This window comes from Okeania sp. SIO2C9 (assembly GCF_010672455.1).
Taxonomy (GTDB): domain Bacteria; phylum Cyanobacteriota; class Cyanobacteriia; order Cyanobacteriales; family Microcoleaceae; genus Okeania.
Map to the genome: position 1 here is coordinate 399,611 of NZ_JAAHGO010000003.1, position 24,953 is coordinate 424,563.

The following is a 24,953-nucleotide window of genomic DNA, read 5'->3' on the forward strand; positions in this document are numbered from 1 at the left end:
TCAGTTATCAGTTATCAGTTATCAGTTATCAGTACCTTTGCAATAAGGAGGCTTTACATTTCAGTTATCAGTTATCAGTACCTTTGTAATAAGGAGGCTTTACATTTCAGTTATCAGTTATCAGTTATCAGTTATCAGTACCTTTGCAATAAGGAGGCTTTACATTTCAGTTATCAGTTATCAGTACCTTTGTAATAAGGAGGCTTTACATCAGGAATATGGTCTTTTTTTATCCCCTTAAAAGGGGAGGCGCATACCCACAATTTTTCGGTAATATTTTAATTTTTAACTTTTTATTTAAAACAAAGTGACTGACGATCTCAATAATAATTTACCTCCATATACTGATATTAAAACGAATATAAAGAATACAGAAATTGACTTATCATTGGCAAGTTTAAGAGAAAAAACAATTCAACAAATTCGTTCCAATTTACGGCCTGGGCAACAACAAATGGCTGACTGGCAAGGAGGACCTTTAGCAGTTTCAGCAGTTCCTGGGGCAGGAAAATCTTATGGGATGGCAGCAGCAGCAGCTTTAGCGATCGCTCGTTATCAATTACATAATAATCGTCAATTAATTGTTGTTACTTTTACCCGTTCTGCAGCTAGTAATATTAAAACTAAAATCCGCAAACATTTAAAGGAATTATCTTTACCTCAAGGCAGTTTTATTGTTCATACTTTACATGGTTTGGCTTTGAGTATTGCCCTACGTCATCCTGAATTATCTGAGTTAGATTTAGAAAATAGTACTTTAATTCTTCCCACTCCAAGCAATAGAATAACTCGGACTTGTGTAGAAAATTGGATTGCAAATAATCCCAGACATTATCAACTTTTAATTGAAGGAGTTCAATTTGATGGAGAAGAAACTGAACGTTTAAGAAGGCAGTCTGTTTTACGCACTGAAGTTTTACCTCAATTAGCTTGGAAAGCAATTCAACAAGCAAAAAGTTCTGGTCTTAAACCAGAAGATTTATGGAAATTACGAGACCAAACTAATGACCATTATCAAGTTGTGAATATTGCTGCTAATTTATATCAAACATATCAGGAAATATTGAGGGAAAATCAATTAATTGACTACGATGAAATGATTTTGGCAGCGTTGCGGGTATTAGAAAATGAAGGTGCTAGAAAAATGTGGCAAAATCAAGTTTTTGCAGTTTTTGAAGATGAAGCTCAAGATTCTACCCCCTTACAAACTAAACTTTTAAAAAAACTGGCTAATTCTAGTGAAAATGATGATGGTATTTCAGAAGATAATGGGATTTCTCAAGAGCAAAGATTATCAAAATTAAATCATCTCAATCTTATGCGTGTTGGAGACCCAAACCAAGCAATTAATTCCACATTTACTCCAGCAGATCCAATAGATTTTCGGCAATTTTGTGAAGACTGCGAACAATTAAATAAGTTGGCAACTATGGAACAAGCAGGTCGTAGTTGTCAAAAAATTATAGATGCAGCTAATTTTGTGTTGAAATGGGTAAATAATTCGGAATTAACAGGAATAGAAAAACCATTTCGAGACCAAAATATTCATCCGGCAAATGATAATCCTCCAGCTACTGGTGGTGGTTTAGAAATATATGAACCTCGGGATATTTACCAAACACTTGAGTTGATGGGTAAACGCATAATTAATTTATTTAAAGAAAATCCCGATGGTAATTTTGCTGTATTAGTACGGGAAAATAAACAAGGTAAATTTATTACAGATACTTTTTCTAATCCTGGAAAGTATGGAATTGATATTGATTTAGGCAAACAAAATATTTCAATACATGATGTTTCTCAAGGAGCGCGTCACTCTCAAATTCCAGCAGAAATATTGGCATTAATGCAATTTATTGACCGCCCTCATTCTCCAGATTATTTAAAATCTGCTTTGAAAGTTTTGGGCGATCGACACTTAATTCCTAAGCAAGATTATAATGTTTTTGCTTCTCAACCAGAACAGTTTCTTTACCCAGGACCTCTCGATCCTTATCAATCAGAAAAAGTGCGTAAATGTCGCGATCTTTGTCGTAATTTGCTCAGAGCAAAATCAGAATTACCTCTGTATCAATTAATTTCTTTTCTTGCTTTAACTTTAAAATATCAACAATCAGATTTAGCAACTGCGGATAAGTTAGCAGAAAGAGTTGCTAAACAAACTTTTGATAATAGTTCGATGAATTCTATTTTAGAAGTGTTAAGTGAAATTGTAGGTTCCGAGAGATTTGAACCTGTTGAAGTGGATGAAGATGCAGAGAAAAATTATACTCGTAAAAACCAACTTACTATTATTACTATGCACAAAGCTAAGGGTTTAGATTGGGATTATGTCTTTTTACCTTTTTTACATGAAAATATAATTCCTGGTAATTTACGAGTTTTGCCACAGGTGAATTTTTTGGGAGAATTTGACTTAGCTGAAGTGGCAAGAACGCAAATTCGTGCTAGTTTACAATGGCAAGATTTACCAGATATTTCTACTGGTTGGAAACAGGCAGGATATTTGAAAACGGCAGAGGAATTTCGGCTATTATATGTGGCGATGACTAGAGCAAAACGTTTGTTGTGGATGTCTGCTGCTAAGTTAGCTCCTTTTACTTGGAATAAACCAGACAATTTACAGCAGCAAAAACCTTGTCCAGTTTTACCTGTATTGAAGACTGAGTTTCCTGATAGTTTCAGATAAATTTAAAAGCATCAAAACAGAGTTTCACTATAGTATCGCAGAAGAAGGAAGAAGGAAGAAGGAAGAAGGAAGAAGGAAGAAGGAAGAAGGAAAAATCAGACAATGTCAGATTTTTAAGCTTTTTATCTGTCCTAACCTTTCCTGAGACTGCTATAATTAGCGCCTCACATAAATTCTGGATAAATATTTATAATTCCTGCAATTAGATGTAGATTAAAAGTTTTCCCTCTTCCCTGATTAACTTTTATCAAAAAAAATTAAAATTTATTGCTTTTGGGAGAAAATATAAAAATTTTACTGATAACTGATAACTGAAATGACCTATCTTCCTCTTATAAGTAAATGCTAGATTTTCTTAATCATATATCTTCAGGTAAGCGTTCACAAAATTATAAATAAATACAGATCAATTGACCAGATATCCAGATATAAATATAGGAAGTAGTAATATTTAATATAGTTTCACTATAGCAATTCCCCCCTCACATAAATTCTGGATAAATATTTATAATTCCTGCAATTAGATGTAAATTAAAAGTTTTCTTTCTTCCATGATTAACTTTTATCAAAAAAAATTAAAATTTATTGCTTTTGGGAGAAAATATAAAAATTTGACCTATCTTCCTCTTAATAAGTAAATGCTAGATTTTCTCAATCAGACATCTAAAGGTAAGCGTTCACAAAATTATCAATAAAATAGATAAATTGACCATATATAAGAAGTAGTAATATTTAATATAGTTTCATTATAGTAATTCGCGCCTCACATAAATTTTGGATAAATATTTATAATTTCTACAATTAGATGTAGATTAAAATTTTTCTTTCTTTCCTGATTAAATTTTATCAAAAAAAATTAAAATTTATTGCTTTTGGGAGAAGATGTAAAAATTTTACCTATCTTACTCTTACCGTAAATGCTAGATTTTCTCAATCATACATCTAAAATTAAGGGTTCACAAAATTATAAATAAAATATATCAACTGACCATATATAAATAGAGGAAGTAGTAATATTTAATATAGTTGATTTGACATTGAGAATAAAAACCCTATTTCCAAAATTATATTGACAAAGCAGATAGTATATGTGAGAATCTTTTCAACTTCTAAAATAGAGGGGATCAATAAATTATTGATGAGATAGGCTTTTTTAATACATTATGCGTATCTACTTAACTCACAGTCCTGAATTAAGTAAAACGATAAAATATTTGAGTAGTTATACTTCAATTTAACTCAAAAAACAAATTTATGTAAGTATTAATTACTATCAAATATCAAGTTTATTATCCTGGAAATTTATCCCATAATTAACCCATAATTTTTATAGTGATTTTAATCACATTAAAACCATATAAGGGGTCACATACTCTATGGGAAAAATAGAAGATGATCATAGAAGGTAAGAGAAGCTAGGAAAAAGAATAACTTCTCTCTCCATAAAAACAATTTACTCTAATTTATTTACTGAAAAGTTATGTACAGCCCCCTAATTAAAAAAGTTATAGCTAAAGCTTGTAATGTTAGTATTGATGAATGTGTAGAAGTTCAGAGATTAAAACTAGAAGTTCAAAGATTAACCCTGGAAAATCAAGAACTAACAGAACAGTCACAACAATATCAAAAAGAAAATCAAGAACTGCAAAATAAACTAACCCAACTGAGAATGCAATTAGCAACTCTCTCAGAATACTCTCCCCCTCTAAACCCCTCTTTATCTGCTAATTTAATATCTTCGAAAGAATCAACCAAAACAACAGTTATTTTAGTTGATTCCCCAAACCCAGAACTAGAAGAAGATCAAGGTAAACCTGTAGAGCTGCTAAATCAATTACCAAATGGTATGTGGCACGTTAAAGTTGAATCAGGAGTTCAAGTTATTCTGAAACCAGAAGCTCTAAAAGTTCTAGCATAGTTTTCCGTTACTCAGTTTTGTTAATAAAATTCTGAAATGGTTAAAAATTTCTAGAATACTTTTATGTAGAGGTCGGTTGAAATAAAGGCATAAATTCAACCCGCTAAAATACTTATTTCTAATATAACTGGCCTCTACTCTCAATATATTGATAATGTAGATAACTGAACTTGATATTATCTATTGAATTTCCTGAAAATTAGGTGATATTTTAGAGACAAAAATTTAGTAAGCTGTTAATTATTTAGGCTATATATGCCGGCTATATATGCCAATTTTTGGAAAGGCAACAGAGAATAGTTCAACAATTAATAATTAATAATTAATCATTAATAATTAACAATTACCTCTCCCTGAAAAGAAGAGGATTGACTAATCATGAAAATTTTTGCTTCTCTTAGTCGATTGGATATGGCGAGGAGACCCGCTCTTATCAGAGCCGCTCCCAATTGCACCATTCCACCCAACGGGGAAGCTGCGAAGATCAACCGCTTGTTTCCCCTTTAAAGGAGAGGCTTTAAAACTTAATTATTCGGTGAAGAGAAAAAAATATCTACCTCATTAATATGAGAACCTTTATAAGACCAAGAAATAGGTTGTTATAACAGTCGAAGGAAAGAGCGCGGACATATCAAAAGCTTAAAACTCAAACAACGCAATATTTTTCCTTCTTACTTCTGCTATAAGCTTAAGTGAAATAAATAGTTTTTTTTGCTGCTTTCCTCTCACTAATCTTTCCCATGTATAATTTTTTCTACTTTGGAATGGGGATATAACTTCTGCCTTTAAATAAAAATCTTTGGTATTCTACTTAAATAAAAACTGCGACAATTCGACCTATCTATTGAACAGAAAAAATGCTCGACAACAAGTCGAACATTTCTTACTTTCTTTTGCTGAATCAAAAGAATTAAAACTAATTATTTTGCGACAAAGAAAAATTTGGTTGACTAGCTACCGAATTAGTTTCAACAGTCTGAACTAAAACCGAATTCAACATAGGAGTTTTAACAATAGCATCGTTAGCCAAAGTAAACAAAGGATTAGATAAAATTCCAGCTAAAGACGTTGCTAAAACAGACAAAATCAACCCTACTTGTAAAGGACGCATACCCGAAATATCCCAACGAATAGGAGGATAATTTTTAATCACATCCGACATTTCTTGCGGTTCTTTTACCACCATCATTTTCACCACACGAATGTAGTAGTAAATAGAAGCAACACTGGTAATTAATCCTAACAAAACTAACCAATATAACCCAGCTTGCCAACCTGCCCAAAACAAATAAATCTTGCCAAAGAAACCTGCTAGTGGAGGAATACCACCTAAAGAAAGCAAACAAAGACTCAACCCTAAAGTTAATAGTGGGTCTTTTTGATATAACCCTGCATATTCACTAATTTGGTCCGTACCTGTACGGAGAGAAAATAGAATCACACAGGTAAAACCACCCAAATTCATAAACAAGTAAATTAGCAGATAAAATATCATACTAGCGTAACCAGCTTCAGTATTCGCCAAAAGGCCAATCATAATAAAACCCGCTTGTCCAATAGATGAATAAGCAAGTAGACGTTTCATACTGGTTTGGGCCAGAGCAACCACATTACCCAATACCATACTCAACACAGCAAGGGCAGTAAATACAAAATGCCACTGTTCCGAAACTAAAGGGAAAGCAGTAACTAAAAGACGAATAGCTAAAGCAAAACCAGCAGCTTTAGAACCTACTGATAGAAATGCCACAACTGGAGTAGGAGAACCTTCATATACATCCGGAGTCCATTGGTGAAAAGGGACAGCAGAAATTTTGAAAGAAATACCAGCGATCGCGAATACTAAGGCAATAACTAGAGCTAGTGAAATACCACCACTCGATCCATCAGCAAGACTAGAGGCGATCGCTGTTAACCGAGTTTCTCCACCAGACAAACCATAGAGAAGGGAAATGCCATAGAGAAAAACGGCCGAACTTGCAGCACCAATGAGTAAATATTTTAATGCTGCTTCATTGGAGCGGGGGTCACGTTTTGTATAACCAGTTAATAAATAAGAGGAGATACTCAGGGTTTCCAGAGAAACAAAAATCATCACCAACTCATCTGCTCCAGAAAGGAACATTGCCCCCAAAGTAGCGGTGAGCAAAATACAAATAAATTCTCCTAATGGAGTCCCAGTTTGTTCTATGTATGCCACCGACATCAATATAGTGGTAATTGCACACAGAGCAATGATACCTCTAAATACTACACTGAGGGCATCAGCATTAAAGCCTCCCAAAAAACCGATGGTATTTGTACTGTCCCATTGAGTATATAAGGCCACAATAGCGATCAATAGACCTAGTATGGCTGCGTAGGGAGTCCATTTAGCAGAAGTACGTCCTACTATAAGGTCTCCAACGAGAACTACAAGTAGGGTAATTATAACTATTGCTTCTGGAAGGATAGTGCCTGCGTTAAGCTGGGCCGCAATGTTAGAGAAATCTATCATGTTAGATAATTTGAAATTTTTTGTGTAACTAACTAAGAATTTTGACTAATTAATAATCCTTTACAGTACAGGATTGTAGCGTGTATCCAGAGATTTTTTGGTTTTTTATTAGGTGAAGAAGAAAAAACCAAATTTTTCTAAATTATTGAAGAAGGAAGAAGGAAGAAGGAAGAAGGAAGAAGGAAGGAAGAAGAAATGGATGGGGACTCAAACCTCAACCAATTGTAAACATGGTGTAGACGGCCAGGACTAATTCTTTGTCGTCAGAGAATATTTACTACTCCAGGACTTACGCATTCTCATGGTTAAAACACTATATATACCATAGTGCTATAGTTTTTCTCTAGTATATGTAGTGTCTTTGCCTAAGTCCTGAACTCTATATTTTTGGTTAACTAATCCTAGCAAGATTTATGAATCCAGGACTTACGCATTCTCATGGTTAAAACACTATATATATCATAGTGCTATAGTTTTTCTCTAGTATATGTAGTGTCTTTGCCTAAGTCCTGAACTCTATATTTTTGGTTAACTAATCCTAGCAAGATGTACGAAATTTCAAAGCATACAATTTTTCTAAGCGTGACAATAAATTGCCCTACTCCCCTACTCCCCTACTCCCCTACTCCCCTACTCCCCTACTCCCTTTTTCTAAGCGTGACAATAAATTGACCCTGGTGTAGACGCTATGCTTTATAAACATCTTTCTTAATATAAAACGTAGACATTGTAGATAAGTTATGTGTAGGTCTTGGAGCTGGTTTTTTAGGAGAAAAGTGCATTGAAAAATACATTTTTTTGATAACTGTAGACAAGATTTTTGCCCCCCAAACTCCCCAAACTCCCCAAACTCCCCAAACTCCCCAAACTCCCCAAACTCCCCACCCTTCCCAGAAGGTTTTCAGGAGTTCCTGATCAGGGACAGGTGTAGGCGGTGGCGTATTAAACCCAAAATAAAAAGAGAAAATTTAATTTCTAAGGCTTAACTAATATTTGGTATGACATTGCAAAGTATGCTTAATAAAATTTAATGAACTAGGAGGCACCTTCGTTAAGGGATAAAAAAAGATGATTTTCAAAGTCCTCAGTTAACTATATAGCTTATTGCTGATGGTTTACACATCCATTAATCATCAATACTTTCAGGCATTTTATTAAAAAGATTTACTCAGAATATTTGTGAATGACTCTACAAAGGATAGCCTACTAAAACAGACTTTGTTTGGTGTCTACTAGCTAATAATAACTGACAGTTTTCAGTAACCGGGCTGGTTTATTTTTTCTCGCGATGCTAAATTAAAAATGTAAGCAATATAATAAAAGAGGAAAAAAAAATGTCCATGATGAACAAAAACTCACCAAAAAGCCTAGTTAAATTAAATGAAGTTCATAAGGTCAATATAGAAAAAAGATTAGCTCATCGCTTGGAAGCAGCTAGAGCTAAAGGAAATCAAGATTTAGTGAAAGCTCTGGAATCTGAAAGACAATTACTGGACTAAATAAGTTTCTTTGAATCCTAATTTAGTTAATAGTAGTTTTTTCTAATGTCGATTAGTTACTTGAAAGCCCGGTATCTTGAAGATGCCGAGCTCGAAAATTTTAGTAGTTTTTGTTTTGTAGATAGTTATTTTCTGAATTTACCAAGCAGAGCAAAACATATCGTTACTTTTTCAAATTGGTATAATAAACGTTGTACATAAATATAGTCGGCGTTGGTGGCTTTGGTAAATCAGTATATGATATTAATCTTAATTCTTTAGGAGTCAACCCACCCCTAACCCCTCCCAGGAGGGGAACGACCGAGTCAGGAGGGAAGAAAAAAGAAGAAACCCTGAGTAGAAGGAGAAAGTTTTTCGGGGAGTGTAAAGGTTACGGAGTTCTATCGCGCTCTTATCCGGACATGGTATCATACCTCAAATTACCAACGCCATATAGTCATATATAGTCAGATATAGTCTTTTGTCTCCAGAAATTTGGGCAAGGGCAAATATTGAAATCATCTAACTTTGTCAGGGCTCAGAGAAAATCAAATATACTCAAGATCCAGCAATCTGAGTTCAATAAGGTGAAATTCCTGGACTGACATGCTACCTCTACACATATAAGAAACTACGTCCAAGCCTCTGTATTATGACCAAGCAGAAATTGAATCAGGGAGATAATTGACATCCTCCCGACGCTGCTCTACGAGACAGCGCGGGATTCCTAACCATCGCGCTCTTAGGTCTTTCTGCTTCAATGCACCAGCCTCCAAGGTCGAGCCTCTTTTCGGTCTAAAGGCGCGCTCCACAGACTGACACTGATAGCCAAGCAGCAAAATTTTAAGTGTAACACACTATTGACATGCGTCGCAAAATTGATTGATTTTTCCTCCGGAATGCGCTCGCATTCATGCCCTAGCTCCCCTTTTGTTCCCCCCTTTCAAAGCTATGCTTTATAAACATCTTTCTTAACATAAAACTTGACAAAAATATCATTTGATGTTTGGAAGTCTGAAAGATCCTAGTGTCGTTGCGATCGCAACGACAAAAAACAACTTTTAGGAGTACACAAGTTAGTGAATTTGTCAAACTAGTAAAGCCAACAAAATGCTCGTAAGCTTTTTATAATAGGCATTATCCACTTTTGTAAAGAATTTTGCTGATAATGGATAGCGCATCATCGGGGGGCTAGGGGGGATGGAGAGCGCGGGTCTTCAACCAACGTTGAGATAACACCTACCACCTAAAACCTAAAACCTACGACCTACGAACCTCTTCAAGCAATTTCTCGAACTATTGGCTGCCCATCCTGAAGTTCTCCCACTAATATTACATCTGCAACCCCTACAAATAAACCATTTTCCAAAACGCCAGGAATATTATTTAAACTTTTTTCTAATTCAGCAGGGTTATCAATAGAATTAAACTTAACATCAATCACTAGATTGCCTTCGTCCGTAACTACAGGTCCAGCTTTCTTCACGCCCATCCGAACTTCTGGTTGACCACCAAGTTTTTCAATCGTCCGAATTACAGGAGTCATTGCCATTGGTATAACTTCTACCGGAAGCAAAAAAGTAGAACCTAACCTATCTACTAATTTAGAACTATCTACTACTACAATAAACTGTTCTGCCAAACAGTCCACAATTTTGTTAAACTAAGCCAGGCAAGTTACCCTACCCGACTCGTCTTCAGAACCGTGCGTGAGACTTTCACCTCACACGGCTCCTCTCCTAAACGTCCCTTGTCATGGGCACATCCCTGCCTTAGAACCAACATATCGTCAACCCATAAATATCCTTCAGGTAAAGCCTGTGACTTCGATTTTGGATATGTTTTGTTATCTAAGGCAGTTTTTGTATCGTGGCAATGTCGGTGCAACAATTGTTTATTCTCATAAGTGTTGTCACCACCTTTAGACCTTGGTTTTATATGGTCAACTTCCATAAGGTCAGATGGACTAAAGGTTAGTCCACAAAATGCGCATTTATTCTTTTGCCGTTTTAACAGCGTTGTGACTTCTTTCCTTACGCCTGGGTGTTTACCGATTCTGCTACTCCAATAAGTCCAATCGCCGTCATAAGGGGATTTAACAGCTTTCACTTTTATGTGTCTAATAATAGGGACATCTGAGTGCAGGTTAAGTATATACTCGCCGTCATTAAGTACCCAATTTCTGGTTTCTTTGCAGCGGGGGAAATACTTATCTTTAACCCATTTAGCAGATTTATTTGGATGCCTTCTACTTGCCCATCCCCATAGTCTTTTCAGTAAAAGCATATTCATTTTACTGAATATTTCTTTACTGACCACAGTTGAGAAGTAGTTAGCCCATCCCCTAATTACCGGATTTAATTTAGCTATTAAAGCTTTAGTGGTAGCGGTTTTAAGCTTGTCACATATATCCGCCAGTTTCCGATAGTGAGTTTTTATACTCTTGAAGGATGGTTTAATCAGCGTTTTAAATCCTTGTTCGGTTGACTTAACTTTAAATTGCCTAATTGTAAATCCTAAGAAGTCAAATCCGGGTTTATTTCCTTCATATTCTTCCAAGGTGTGGGCAATTTTGGTTTTTTCTGGTTTTAGTTCTAAACCTATTTGACTTAACCATTCCTGTATCACGGCTTTTGCTTGTAGCACTACTTTGATGTCTTTGTGTAGGATAACAAAATCATCAGCATAGCGTATTAAGGATAATGCTGTTTTATTATCTCGCTTTTTTCCTGGTAAAGATTCAGCAAATTTATTTAAGCATTGTTCCATACCGTGCAGGGCGATGTTTCCTAGCAGGGGACTTATTACCCCTCCCTGTGGTGTACCTTCCACAGATTTTAGGAATTGATTATTATCAAACGCCCCAGACTTTAACCATTGTTTAATTAATCGTCTGTAGGGAGATTGACCTATCTTTCCTAGAAGTGCATCGTGGTTAATTCGGTCAAAACATTTGGATATATCTGCATCAAGCACATATTTTGGTTTATGGTTAATGCTTATATGGATTGCCTCTATGGCATCATGTGTTGACCGTCCTGGCCTAAAACCATAGCTATTAGGCTCAAAACGTGCCTCCCATTCTGGTTCCATACCTAACTTAACCAGGGCTTGTAACGCACGGTCGTACATCGTAGGGATGCCTAATGGACGTTTTTCATTTTTACCTGGTTTTGGTATCCAGACACGGCGGGTAGGACTTGCTTTGAGGTAACGTGAGTTCAGGAGGTCAACTAAGTTAAAGCGCTGCCTTGGAGGAAGGTTTTTAATTCCATCCACCCCAGCAGTTTTCTTGCCTTGGTTATCCTGAGTTACTCGCCTAACAGCTAGCAACCTTGCGTAGTAACTTTTGGTCAGAAGTCTTTGGTATTTACGCATCTTGCGGATTTCGCCACGGCTGGATGCTCTGTAAATTAATTTTTGCAACTTAAATACACACTTTTCTACTCTCTTCCAGTTAATATCTCTCCATTTGAGATTAGGATTGACACTAACTTGGGACGGCATATCGTTTGTATCCCATGCCACGCTTAAAAATGGTTTAGGGTTTCCTAAACGTCTTTTTAGTGTTTTAGCTTTATTCATCGCTAATTATTACCTTACATTACGTCTAACAGTGGGTACGTCAGCTTGATAGCTTCTTACCCAATCCTACTCTCCCTAAGACCTACGTCCAAAGCGTAGATTGACCTTGAATGGCTTCCTAAGATTTCGACCTATATTCTTAGGTGTCCTAGAGAGGTTTCCTCGTTCCCTTATTCCTTTATTACGACTGATTTAGTGAGGTAAAATCTCCCGGAGGGTTCGGTATGGTTGCTGACAATCTTCCGCAAAATAAGATTGTCCATAGACCCCCTGACTTTCGTCCTACATCCCATAGCTACCTTGGGGATGGTTTCATATCACGAGAGTTTGATTACTTCCTGTTCGTCCACTTGTCAGCCTCTGCTTGCGGTATCGTTCCTGGTAACTGGTATTTTCCCGCTTTTAGACCAGCTTCACCGATTGATGTTCAGTCTCTACAGTGTGGCCTATGCTGTTAACCCAACAACAGGGCAGATGGAATTTCACCACCAAGGTAATAAGAGTTATTCACAAGTCGAGGTTGTCCTCATGTGTTGACTTGGAACGGCCATTTATACCTAGTTTCCTGGTTTAGTGGCCAACGAGTCGCACTTCACGGGTATGAGCTGCTCCACCACCCTTGATCAGATTTTTCTGCGGGTCAACTTCATCAGCACCATCAATGGCAATGTCCATGTGGTCAACTTCATCAAGGGTAGTCAAGGGTACGCCATACTGTTTAGCTAATACGTTTGACTGAAAAGAGGTAGGAATACCTTTGATATCTTTGAGTTGGCCACTTTGTAAACGTTCCCCCAAAAACTGAATCATATAGGCAGCGGTCGATCCTGTGCCTAACCCCACTATCATACCAGACTTTACTCGGTCAGCAGCAGCTTTGCCGACTTGCTGTTTCATTAATTTAGTGGGGTCTTGTTCTGTTATCATATCTTAATACTCCAAATCGAATTATTAGCACTGTTTAACTTAGCTAAACTAATTGGCAGGTTAAAGTCAAGTATACTTTTTTCTCTATTGCTACAAATACCATGATAATTGAATGGCTTCAATTCAAGATTGAAGAGAGTTTAAAAGAAAAATTTATCCAAAAGGATCGAGAAATTTGGACATCTTTCCTCGCTTTACAAATGGGTTTTTTAAAAAAAGAAGTCTGGCTTGATAGCTACAGAGATAATGAAGTTATTATCGTAGTTTATTGGGAGAGTCGGGAGCAATGGAAGTCTATTTCACAAGTTTTATTAGAGGAAACTGAATCTAAGTTTAGGGAAGGACTTGGGATGGAAAATTACTCCTTGTTAGACTGTAGAGAATATGAAGTTGACGTGACGTACCCACACGGCCCACATTCGTTTTCAGTGTAGAGTTTTAACATTTGTAGAATTACAAAACCCAGCTAAAAACATCCTAAAAAAAGCACTAATTACAGTAGGGAATGCCTAGTGCTGCTACGCGGAAGTTAAAAGTCATGCATTGAAAAGCGAGTGCTAATTGGCGAGGTTTCCTACGGCGCTTTTAAAGTGCGGAAATGGTTCCGCACACATCACCTCCAGAATGTAAAACGCACATCTGACAGTCAATCATTTTTGATTTGTAATTGTTTTAGGATTTTGTAACTGGTCAGTTATTTCCGCCATCTTGTACTAGATGAACTTATTCTAGTTATTGCCAAGAATTAACAAAAAATTAAGTGCAGTCTCAAGTATTACCCCTATAAGGGTTTACCATGAAAATGTTAGCTGAAAATTATTTCAAGACAGCCAATAAACTTCAAGATTCTGGACAACTTTATACAGCAATGGTTGCTTATCAAAAAGTTTTAACTATTAAACCAGACTATGTTGAAGCTTACAAGAAGTTAGCTGAGGTATATTTGCTACAAGGTAATTTTGATGCAGCGATCGCTTGTTGCAAAGAAGCACTTAAAGTTCAACCTCAGTTGACTTCTGTTTATTTGATTTTGGGAAATATTTTTCAAGAGAAAAATAAATTTGAACAGGCAATTAATGCTTATTTTCAGGCGTTAAAGTTAGAACCTAATTTTGCAGAAGTTTATGTTCATATTGGCAGTATTTATGAGAGAAAGTGGCAGTTGGATTTAGCAATTTTTAATTATGAAAGGGCGCTGGAGATTAATCCAAATATTTCATCTGTTCGGTTGATATTGGGAGATATATTTATTGAAAGAGGGGAATTTGAGCGGGCTATTGTTTGTTATCAAATTATTCAGCAACTAGAACCGGAAAATCCTGAAGTTTATTTTAAATTGGGTGGTGTTTTTAGTCTTCAGAATAATTTTGAAGCTGCTCTTGATTATTATCAAAAATCTTTGTCTATTGAACCAAATTATCAAGAGGCTTTTAGTGGGTTATATAAATTGTTAAAGCCTGAAATTACTGAGCAAGAGTTGGAAATTTTATTCACAGAATGGCAAGATTTTGCATTGGTAAATAATCATAATATAGAGAGATATATTAATTCAGTAATTGGAGAGAAATTAACTCCATATCTAGAACCAGAAAAATTCCCAGGAAAGCAAAATAGAGAAATTATCGACTCTGAGGAAAACCATGACATTCAAATTACTACTTTCCATCTAACTCCAGAGCAAAAATTTGAGACTTTCCAGAATAATACTGATAATTTGCCTAGTCAAAATCAAGTCAATAAAAATCAGGAGAAACTCGGTCAAGGTCAGACCTTTGAAAACCAAGAATTAGAAACAGAAAAATACCTAGATTCCGTAATTGAGGAGAAATTAGCTCCATATCTAGAACCGGAAAAATTACCAGAACACCAAAATAGAGAAATTATCGACTCTGAGGAAAACCATGACATTCAAATTACTAATTTCCATCTGACTCCAGAGCAAAAAGTTGAAACTTTAAAGAAAAATACTAATAATTTGCCTAGTCAAAATCAAGTCAATAAAAATCAGGAGAAACTCAGTCAAGGTCAGACCTTTGAAAACCAAGAATTAGAAACAGAAAAATACCTAGATTCCGTAATTGAGGAGAAACTCAGTCAAGGTCAGACCTTTGAAAACCAAGAATTAGAAACAGAAAAATGCCTAGATTCCGTAATTGAGGAGAAACTCAGTCAAGGTCAGACCTTTGAAAACCAAGAATTAGAAACAGAAAAATACCTAGATTCCGTAATTGAGGAGAAATTCACTCCACATCTAGAACCGGAAAAATTCACAGGCAACCAAAATAGAGAAATTATCGACTCTGAGGAAAACCATGACATTCAAATTACTAATTTCCATCTAATTCCAGAGCAAAAATTTGAGACTTTAAAGAAAAATACTGATAATTTGCCTAGTCAAAATAAAATCAATAAAAATCAGGAGAAACTAGGTCAAGGTAAGACCTTTGAAAACCAAGAATTAGAAACAGAAAAATACCTAGATTCCGTAATTGAGGAGAAATTAACTCCATATCTAGAACCGGAAAAATTACAAGGAAACCAAAATAGAGAAATTATCGACTCTGAGGAAAACCATGACATTCAAATTACTACTTTCCATCTAACTCCAGAGCAAAAATTTGAGACTTTCCAGAATAATACTGATAATTTGCCTAGTCAAAATAAAATCAATAAAAATCAGGAGAAACTAGGTCAAGGTAAGACCTTTGAAAACCAAGAATTAGAAACAGAAAAATACCTAGATTCCGTAATTGAGGAGAAATTAACTCCATATCTAGAACCGGAAAAATTACAAGGAAACCAAAATAGAGAAATTATCGACTCTGAGGAAAACCATGACATTCCAACTACTACTTTCCATCTAATTCCAGAGCAAAAATTTGAGACTTTCCAGAATAATACTGATAATTTGCCTGGTTTAAATAAAATCAATAAAAATCCCGAAAACCTCAGTCAAGTTAAAAATTTTGAATATCAAGAATTAGAGCCAGAATTTCCCCAGAAACTATTAAAATATCCCGCGGCAAAAACTTATCAAAATCAAGCCAATACGGCTCTCGAACAAGGAGATTTAAAAGTAGCGATCGCTTCTTGTAAACAAGCTTTGAAAATTCAACCGGATTATGCTCCATGTTATGTAACTTTAGGAAATGCTTTTTACAGACAAAATAATTTAGCAGCAGCTTTGTCTGCTTATAGTCAGGCGTTAGAAATTGAACCAGAAGTTGCTGAAGTTCAGGGAAATATTGGTAGTGTTTATTTGCAGTTAGGTCAATATAAACAAGCACTTTTTCATTATCAAAAGGCTGTTTATTTAAAACCTGGTTTGGCTGGTATTTATTGGAATATTGGCAAACTATTTCAATATTTAGGAAAGGTTGATGAAGCTCTGGAATCTTGGGAAAAAGCATTAGAAATTCAACCAGATATAGTAGAGGCAGATTTTCACTTTAAATTAGGTAATACTCTAGTAAAACTAGACAGAATTAACGATGCAATTAGAAGTTATCAAAGAGCTATTAATCTCAAAGCAGATTATACTGAAGCTTATAGTAATCTAGCTAATATTTTAGGTAAACAAGGAGATAGAGAAGCAGCAGCAAAATATTATCAGAAAGCATTAAATATTAATCCAGAACTCAAACACTTACATGAAAAACTAGCTAATAATTTCTTGCTGAAAGGAGACTACGACCGGGCAATTTATCATTATCAAATAGCCATTAAATATAATCCCAACTCCTATGATGCCTATGCTAACTTAGGAACAGCACTTTCCAATAAAGGATTATTAGAATCAGCACTAGAAAAATATCATCAAGCATTAGAACTTAAACCAAACTGGGCAGAAGTATATTCTCGCATCGGACATATTATTAAACAAGAAAAAATGGAAGAAGCGATCGCTTTATTTGAAAAAGCTATCGAAGTTAAACCACAATTTGTGGAAGCTCATCAACAATTATGCGATTTACTCAGTCATACAACTAAACTTGCTCAAGCTAGAAAAGCAGCCGATAATTTTTGTAATTATTGTGGAAAAATAGCTCCTATTCTTTCAGGAACTGCCTTTTTATTCTCCTACTTTCAATCTGGAGTAAGCGACGTGGCAAACTCCAAGCTTTCAGAAGTAGAAAAATTTTGTTATCAAAACTGTGAAACCTTCAGCGAAATAGAAATAAAACTACTCTATGAAATTTTCTTATTTGCCGTACCTCATCTCCGGGATAACTTAGAAGGAAACGCTAAATTTTACAAATTAATAGCCAAACAATATTATCAAAATAGAGTCAAAAACTATCCAACTCCAAAAACTCATATTTCTAATTCCCAACCCCTAAAAATAGGATTCCTTTCCAAACATTTTCGTCGTCATTCTGTAGGTTGGTGTAGCGAAGCCTTAATTAGAGAATTATCTCAAATTACACCTCACATTCATCTATATATTACAGGTCCGTTGAAGAGAGATGATATTACTCAAAGATTTGAACAAATGTCCGTCAAAACCTATTGGCCTAAAAAGTATCCTAATGGGTTTCCATCCTACGAAGAAATTGTCGAACAAATATTAGAAGACAAATTAGATGTAGTAGTAGATTTAGATTCAATGACATTGCCAGTAAATGTACATATTATTCATGAAAAACCTGCACCAGTCTGTGTTTCCTGGCTAGGTTTTGATGCACCCTATATTTCTGAAAATAATTATTTTTTATGTGACTCGTATACCCACCCCGAAGGAAGAGAAAAATATTATTTAGAAAAATTAGTTAGATTACCAGAAACATCTGTAGCTGTGGGTGGGTTTGATAGTCATTTAGTTGATAGAAACACTGCTAGAAATAGTATTGGTATTGACTCAGATAAAATGGTTTATTTGTGTATAGCACCGGGACGAAAAACTAATCCAGAAATGGTACGCGCTCAACTAAAAATTTTGCAACATACACCAGAAAGTATATTAATTCGTAAAGGTCAAGGAGACGTAGATGTAATTTATCAAACTTATCGTCAAGAATCTGAAAATTTAGGAGTAGACTTTAATCGAATAATCTTTTTAGGACAAACTCAAACAGAAGAAGAACATCGAGCAATTTATCAGATAGCGGATGTTTTATTAGATTCTTATCCTTACAATGGAGGTACTCATAATTTAGAAGCTTTATGGGCAAACTTACCAATAATAACTAGAGCTGGAGAACAATATTTATCTAGAATGGGTTACTCATTTTTGAAGAATGTAAATCTGGATATAGGAGTAGCTTGGAGTTGGGAAGAATATACAGAATGGGGAATTAAATTAGGTCAAGATAATGGTTTAAGAAATTCGGTGCGGGAGCATTTGCAAAAGTCAAAAAATCCAGATAATTTAGCACCTTTATGGAATCCGAAAAAATTGGCAAAACAGATGTATCAGATATTTGCTGAACTTTTGGTTTCGTCGGATAGATTATTGAAAGAATAGGTAAGCATTCAGCTATTAGCTTAGTTATGAGATTTTTCATCAAACTCTATACAACTGCCACTATTACCAACTATAGTGCTTTTGACTAAACTACAACGTGCAACATTTAACCTACTCAAATCAGTCAAATCAACTAATCGGAGCACAGTATAGCATCACCTTTGACAGTGAAGGCAGTTGCCTGCAAAGCACGAATCATAATGTTTCGTGCGCCATTTATATCTCTGGGAATTACGGCCTTACATTCAGGACACTTGAAAACTTTTGAGCCTTCAAGCTTCTGATGGACATAACCACAATTACTACAAGTTTTCGAGGTATAGGACTCATTACAACGAACAACAATTACACCTTTACGAACAGAGGCTTGAATTAAATGTTGTGCAAATTTGTAATGACTCCATGAGAGCATATTTCTGACCGACTTACGATTAATTTTTCTAGCTTGTTTTAGCACCATATTTGATGTTTCAAAAGTAGGTAGAAAAATTAATTTATAGCTATTTACAAGCAAGGAAGTAGCTTTATTATGTAAATCCTTAACTATTGCTTGAATCTTAGCTCTCATCTGGTCAGCAGCTTTTCTCATTTTATATCTTTGACGTTTTGGTGCTTTCGACATTCTACTAATTAAATTGTCAAGGTGCGAACACAATCTATTGATGCGTCCGATATCTCCCTTGCCAATTTCTAAAATGTTTTCTCCATCAAAACCAGTTAAAAATATTCTATTTCCTGGGTCCAAAGCAATCACTCTATTACTACCAGTAAGCAATATTTCTACAAATTGAGGAAAACAAGCAAACCATTTACCACGTTGATAAACTAACTCTGTACCATATATGGATTCAAGTGGTATTGGTTCAGCAGCCTTAAAGTTCAAACCTTTAGTTTTCCTGGGATACCAAGTACCATGTTTATAGTTACCTACTTTAAATTGAATGGTCTGAGATTTAGCACGACAGGACTTAAACTTAACTTCTCCATTATTTCTTCTAGCTTGTCTATAAGCATCACTTGCCTCGTCACAAGCTTCCTGTTTTTGATGTCCTGGTAATTCTTGGACCCAATCAGGAAAGTTATCATTACCACGACACGCCTTCTGTAAATCACCTTTAAACCCTGTTTTTAATTGTTCTAACGCCCAGTTGTAAACCCTACGGTATGCCGCTAACCATTGTTTCCACAATCTATGCAAATCCTGATCGGGGTACACCCTGATTTTCTTTACACTGTTGGGGGACATCTTGATGGACTTTTTGGTGTGAGCATGGCGAGATGTCTTCTTGTAGGACTTGCTAGACTTGCTTTTTGTATTTTCTGAGTCCGTAAAGCCTTGCACTGAAGTAATGGACGATGGACAGCATATTTTGAAAAAATTCAAGTTCCTGTTCTGGTGAGAGCTTGTTTTCATGGAGAACCAAGAGTTCACACTCATGCTTTTCGCATAGCCATTTAACCAGTTCAAATCCTTTCGCGCAGCGGAACGGAGTTCCATATCTAACAAATCTTTCTGGGTGGGCAACCACAAGCTTGTCGATATGGCCTGCGAGAACTCTGTCCAAAATGGAGAGGAATTTTCTCCTCCTAAAATTGAGTCCCGATCCAACCTCTGAAATATATTCTGCTGTTGGAAAGTTTGAGCGTAAAAATTCAATTTGTCTGTCAAGATCATATTGTTGGAATGAGTTGAGGCCCCTGTATAGAGAACTATTCTAACTGTCCTGGTGAGAGGAGTAATAATTAACGAAAACAAGCGCTTTCTTCCCTGACTATTGCTTCAACCCAGACGTCTGAGTGAAATTTTGACTAGAACTTCTGACTCAGGTGGGCAAATACCACTTAATCTATAGTTGAGATTCATCACTCAATCTTATTGCTTTTCAAAATTCAACTTACACTAAATTTTTTACAACTCTCCTAAAAGACGAACATACTCTTTGGCAGTCTCTTTCCAAGTCCAATGAGAAAAGCGTGTATCTATTTCTTCAGCAGATAACTTCTTCCGAGGATTGAGAATAAATTCTTCCATGCAATTTGCTAAAGCATCCACATCTCCAACAGGGAAAAAATCTACCATATCCTCACATTTATAAAGCTCTACCTGCTCTCGAAAAACTTCTAAATCTGACACAATAGCAGGTATTCCTCTAACAACTGACTCTGATAGAGCTAAACCAAAACCTTCATATTTAGAAGGAAAAACTACACAAGAAGAATTTCTATACCATTTTTCCACATCTTCATCCGAACAATATCCTAACCCTTCAAAATATTCCTGCATTATATTTTGATTATTCTGAGATATTTCCTGACATTGATGGAGATAATCAATATATTCTTGACTGTTTTTTTGCTGAGACAAGGTAATTTTCCCAGCAATCAAATTATCAGTTTCTTTACCAATCAAAACTATTTTAAACTTCAACTTTTTTTGAGCAAGCTTAATACCTGCTTTTAACAGTGTTAAGTGGTCTTTGTAAACACCAAAAGAAGAAGGCAAATAAAAAATTGGCAATTCGCCAATAGATTCTTGGGAATTTTCTGCTAAACCCAATAACCTTTGTGAAGCATTTGACTTAGTAGGAAAACCTGAATTAGCTATAGTAGTAATCTTGCTAGTAAACTCTGGAAAAATTGAGATAATATCTTGGCGAGTTTTTTCAGAAACAGTAAAAACAATATTAACCTTCTTCAGCCATTCCAATAGACTTAAATCATATTTCCTAATATAAGATTCTGGATAACTTAGAGGTGAAAATCTCCAGAAAACATCATGGGTGATCATTGCCAAAGGAATGTCAAGATCGGGTGGAATTAATTGATTAGCTAAAAAGTACAAGCAGTGAGTAGCTTGATAACGATTAGCTAAATATTTGATACTCAACTTACTCTGATATTTACGGCGGATACTCTTAAAAAATATTTGGATTTTTTTTGCTTTAACATTACCTGATAAAGACGAAAACTTATTAATTACAGAAAGTATTCGAGACTGTAAAGATTTAGGAGGTAATGTAAATGATTCATATTTGATTATTGGAGATTTCGGTAACTTTTCTTGAAAATAAGCAATCTCCTTTTTTGGCAAAATTAATATTATTTCCTCTACTTGTTCAATTAGCTCTTCAATGGTTCCACAAATTACTCTTTCAACTCCACCTTTACGATAAAACTCGATAGGAATTATCAATTTCATGGTTGCTCCAACATTTAATACTTGTTTTACCCCAAATTGATTACCAACTCAACTAATTATTATGACATTTTGCCAAAATATCTTTAAATAGTAAATTTATGATTATAGAGTTTGAAGGGGAGCTAAATTTCCATGTTAGTTTAAGTTATATAACATAAAGCTCCTTGAGAAATACAGGGCAAAAACTCAATTTTTCGGTTAACTTTGTTCGCTCAAAGCCAATATTTTGAAATAAAATCATAGTGTCCAGCTTGCTCCGGTGGATACCATCCTTGCTCTATTTTTTCGATAATATTTGGCAAAGCTCCGATAAATTCTGGACTTCGGTCTTTAGGATGAATTGTCCATGCTCTGGGTGAGCTCATAGTTGCTCGTATATAGTTAGTTTTCTCTAACTGCATAGATACCATAACCTCCCAAGAATCTAGCTTGCCTTTGCCAGTATAGTAATTTAAGAGGGTTTTTAGGCTTAGTGGCAGTCGATTAAGAAATTTATTCTTGTAAGAACGCCACAAAATAGGCAATGGCAGTAACTTGTCAAAGCGTTTACGATTAATCAGATACACCCTACTGCTGAAAAATTGAAATTTATAGAACCCCCCTGCTTCTGGTTTTAGGGACTTATTTTTTTGGTACATAGTACCATCCTCAGTTGGTGGCCCTGTCAATGGTCTAATTGCCATTATATCCGGATGTTGCTCCATTAACTTGATACCTTCATCTATCCAACTATAATCTGATTGTTGATGTAGAAGCATATCACTGTCATAATGCAACATATAATCTCCTGGTACAGATTCTATGTGAAAAATTGACCCCAATATCGGATAACCTCTATAGTTATGGGTGGGTTTAATCCGACTACCAAAATGCTTTTGGTACATTTGTTTTTGATAAGTTTGGTCATAGTTAATATCCACAACTTTATCTACAATACCTTCACTTATCAGTTTCCTGCAGCAATCTCTCAGTTCACTTAAAGTACCAACACCAGGACGCATAACTTTATCTCCAGATAGAGGTGCTGTATCCATACACAACACTTTTTGAATAAAATTAAAATTACTCATTCTGACTAGATGAGGAATCGTATGCATCATAAAAGGTATGTCTGTTCTTGCTACCAAAATTGAGAGTGAACAGGTGTTAGATAACATGAATTATGTCTCCTTATTAGAACTTCCAGACAGAATATGGAAAAGTTTGACTTTACTTATTCTTACTACCCTGAAATATAATTTCACTTAGGGTATGATTGAGAGGTATTCCTGAGAAAAAGTATCTCAAATTTCATTATATAATCTTGATTCTCTTTACAATAAATATCTCTGAAAAAGAATAAAATTTATTACAGAGGCAGGCAAAAAGCAAGAGGCAAAAGAGAAAAGATTTTTAGCAGATTTGGCACTAAAAAACGCTGCAATGCTTACCAAAGCTAATCCAGGCATATTATACCAATTTAAAAAATTTTAATTAAATCAATTGAAAGATATGAAATCAACAATTTTATCCCTCTATTCCCTATTCCCTATTCCCTATTCCCTATTCCCTGACTTCTGCAAGAAGTCTATTGCATATAAAGTCTAACAGAATGGTTAGACAAAAGCCTTATATAATTTCTGGAGATATCTAATCATACTGAATCAATATTTTTCAACCATAATGGTGCTACCTGTTCCCAAGTTTCATTTTTGACTTTTTCTTGAATTTCTTCCCTGATAGTTTCTAACTCTTGAGGATTGTTTAAAAGCTCTACAATTCTATAAGCTAAAGCTTCTTGAGTTTCTTTTGTCTCGGGTTCACCATCTACTTTTATACAATAATCTTTTTCCTTAATCGCGGCATAATTAGTAGTCACAGGAACACACCCTACCATTGCCGACTCTCGCAATGAAATACAATCTATTTCTCCATAGGAACACCCATAGTAATGAATCGCTGAAGTAGACTTTTCATACATTAATTGGTTATGTCCGATACTACCATGTTCTATTACTCCTTGCTGCTGCATTAATTCCATCATTTTCTGCTTCCAAGGAATTAGTTTTTCACTATTATCACGCCTAGTCCATCCATAGTAAATGTTAAGTTCCGCCTCTGGAATTTCTCTTTTAATAATCGGCCATCCCCAGGTAAGCATAAATTCTAAACCTCGATAGTACCTAGAAGCGTATACTAATTTATAGGGTTGTTTTTGGTTTTTAGTAAGCTCTAAAACAGAAGAATCTGCACCGTTATTAATAATCGCAAACTTATTATCGGGTAGTTCTGGTAATAAGTTGCGCTGGTAATAACTTTTGACAAAAATTTTATGATAGGGGTTTAAGTATATATGATCGTCAAATGTAATTACATCGTGCCAATCAAACCAAATTCTTTTGGCTTTGGCATAGGAAGGTAACATCTTAGGATGTCGCCACATAATGAAAGTATCAAAAGTATCGTACCAATTAATTTTGTCATAGTTAACATACTTAACTCCTCCATAAATACCCTCTTGATCTTCACAATTAGTAAAAACTGTAACATCATATCCTTGCTTGACCCATTCTCTAGTCAAAAAGAATACTGCACTATCTGAACCACTAGCACCTTTAGTTTTAATATCAGATTCTAGTACCAAAAACCGCTTTCCCAGATAATATACAATTGACTTTTCCGGCCATTTTTTAGCAGTTAGTTTTTTAGTTAAGTCATTAGTAAAGGGAATTTGAGATTTAATCCACTTTTTTATAGGTGTTAACATAATATTCTCTAGTATCAACAATAAAATAACAATCTTTGAAGAGACGTTACATCTTTTTATAGTAGTCGTTTAATATTTACTAAGTAGTTGATTTATATCATTATTCAGACAAAGCATCTACTACAAAAAAATTATTCTTGATTACACTCAATCCTGTGTTAAAATCATATCACAAAATAGATGAATAAGTTCTAAGATAGATGATCTAGTTATCAAGGTTTACTTCAAGTTGATTAACATAGTATAGTCTGTATGTCAATAATAATTGTGGATTTGGAGTAGTAGATAACAAGGAAAAAAATATTTGAGGTGCAAACTATGTTAATAAATGTACTTTGGGAGAGCCTATATAGTTAAGAATTAATTGTCTATGTAGATGTTTAGTTGAAAATAAAAAAGACTATCATCAATAAAAGAAAGAATTTTTAGCTGTATGAATCGGAGGAGATG

Annotated in this window: 14 protein-coding genes and 2 pseudogenes; 6 read left to right on the plus strand and 10 right to left on the minus strand. The window is 35.1% G+C overall.

Translation table 11 applies throughout. The annotated features are described in order from the left end of the window. Window positions 1-307: 307 nt before the first annotated feature. Both F6K23_RS03930 and F6K23_RS03935 read left to right on the plus strand, forming a co-directional pair. Window positions 308-2,689: an ATP-dependent helicase gene (locus F6K23_RS03930; protein ID WP_375340726.1), complete on the plus strand. Its 2,382-nt coding sequence runs from the start codon at window positions 308-310 to the stop codon at window positions 2,687-2,689. 1,480 nt (window positions 2,690-4,169) lie between these two features. Further along, complete coding sequence (locus tag F6K23_RS03935; protein WP_293150839.1) at window positions 4,170-4,607, plus strand: hypothetical protein; 438 nt, start codon at window positions 4,170-4,172, stop codon at window positions 4,605-4,607. A gap of 916 nt (window positions 4,608-5,523) precedes the next feature. Here the strand turns inward: F6K23_RS03935 and F6K23_RS03940 are convergent. Beyond that, entirely contained in the window at window positions 5,524-7,104 is a 1,581-nt protein-coding gene (locus tag F6K23_RS03940) for an NAD(P)H-quinone oxidoreductase subunit N (RefSeq protein WP_375340727.1), read from the minus strand. A 112-nt stretch (window positions 7,105-7,216) separates the two neighbouring features. Here F6K23_RS03940 and F6K23_RS03945 point away from each other — a divergent pair, with 112 nt between their 5' ends. Then, window positions 7,217-7,357 carry a hypothetical protein gene (locus F6K23_RS03945; protein WP_293150842.1) on the plus strand — a complete coding sequence of 47 codons (141 nt, stop codon included), beginning with the start codon at window positions 7,217-7,219 and terminating at the stop codon, window positions 7,355-7,357. Window positions 7,358-8,444: 1,087 nt separating this feature from the next. Beyond that, the gene (locus F6K23_RS03950; protein ID WP_293151055.1) at window positions 8,445-8,603 is read left to right on the plus strand and encodes a hypothetical protein; all 159 of its coding nucleotides are present in this window, start codon (window positions 8,445-8,447) and stop codon (window positions 8,601-8,603) included. 1,258 nt (window positions 8,604-9,861) lie between these two features. Here F6K23_RS03950 and F6K23_RS03955 read toward each other — a convergent pair. The 3 genes and pseudogenes from F6K23_RS03955 to rpiA all read right to left on the minus strand — a co-directional run. Continuing rightward, window positions 9,862-10,239 (minus strand): annotated as a pseudogene (locus tag F6K23_RS03955) (ribose-5-phosphate isomerase A); the annotation flags it as partial. Window positions 10,240-10,259: 20 nt separating this feature from the next. After that, the gene (ltrA, locus tag F6K23_RS03960; protein WP_293150845.1) at window positions 10,260-12,167 is read right to left on the minus strand and encodes a group II intron reverse transcriptase/maturase; all 1,908 of its coding nucleotides are present in this window, start codon (window positions 12,165-12,167) and stop codon (window positions 10,260-10,262) included. A 591-nt stretch (window positions 12,168-12,758) separates the two neighbouring features. Then, a pseudogene (rpiA, locus tag F6K23_RS03965) lies at window positions 12,759-13,094 on the minus strand (ribose 5-phosphate isomerase A); the annotation flags it as partial. 101 nt (window positions 13,095-13,195) lie between these two features. Between rpiA and F6K23_RS03970 the strand changes: the two are divergent. Next, a complete protein-coding gene (locus F6K23_RS03970) occupies window positions 13,196-13,528 on the plus strand; it encodes a TIGR03792 family protein (RefSeq protein ID WP_293150847.1) in 333 nt (110 codons plus the stop codon). A 362-nt stretch (window positions 13,529-13,890) separates the two neighbouring features. Next, window positions 13,891-18,558: a tetratricopeptide repeat protein gene (locus F6K23_RS03975; protein WP_293150849.1), complete on the plus strand. Its 4,668-nt coding sequence runs from the start codon at window positions 13,891-13,893 to the stop codon at window positions 18,556-18,558. Between the two features lie 20 nt (window positions 18,559-18,578). Here F6K23_RS03975 and F6K23_RS03980 read toward each other — a convergent pair whose 3' ends face one another. From F6K23_RS03980 to F6K23_RS04005, 6 genes are all read right to left on the minus strand, one after another. Further along, a complete protein-coding gene (locus F6K23_RS03980; RefSeq protein ID WP_293150852.1) occupies window positions 18,579-18,704 on the minus strand; it encodes a hypothetical protein in 126 nt (41 codons plus the stop codon). After that, window positions 18,692-19,774: a transposase gene (locus F6K23_RS03985; RefSeq protein ID WP_293150855.1), complete on the minus strand. Its 1,083-nt coding sequence runs from the start codon at window positions 19,772-19,774 to the stop codon at window positions 18,692-18,694. The genes F6K23_RS03980 and F6K23_RS03985 overlap by 13 nt, the downstream gene beginning before the upstream one ends. Before the next feature lie 82 nt (window positions 19,775-19,856). Next, the gene (locus F6K23_RS03990; RefSeq protein WP_293151047.1) at window positions 19,857-20,216 is read right to left on the minus strand and encodes a recombinase family protein; all 360 of its coding nucleotides are present in this window, start codon (window positions 20,214-20,216) and stop codon (window positions 19,857-19,859) included. A gap of 251 nt (window positions 20,217-20,467) precedes the next feature. Then, window positions 20,468-21,757 (minus strand): glycosyltransferase, encoded by a 1,290-nt coding sequence (locus tag F6K23_RS03995; protein ID WP_293150858.1) that lies wholly within the window; start codon window positions 21,755-21,757, stop codon window positions 20,468-20,470. Window positions 21,758-21,969: 212 nt separating this feature from the next. Then, the gene (locus F6K23_RS04000) at window positions 21,970-22,857 is read right to left on the minus strand and encodes a hypothetical protein (RefSeq protein WP_293150861.1); all 888 of its coding nucleotides are present in this window, start codon (window positions 22,855-22,857) and stop codon (window positions 21,970-21,972) included. A 533-nt stretch (window positions 22,858-23,390) separates the two neighbouring features. Beyond that, window positions 23,391-24,503 carry a glycosyltransferase family 1 protein gene (locus F6K23_RS04005; RefSeq protein WP_293150864.1) on the minus strand — a complete coding sequence of 371 codons (1,113 nt, stop codon included), beginning with the start codon at window positions 24,501-24,503 and terminating at the stop codon, window positions 23,391-23,393. Window positions 24,504-24,953: the final 450 nt, after the last annotated feature.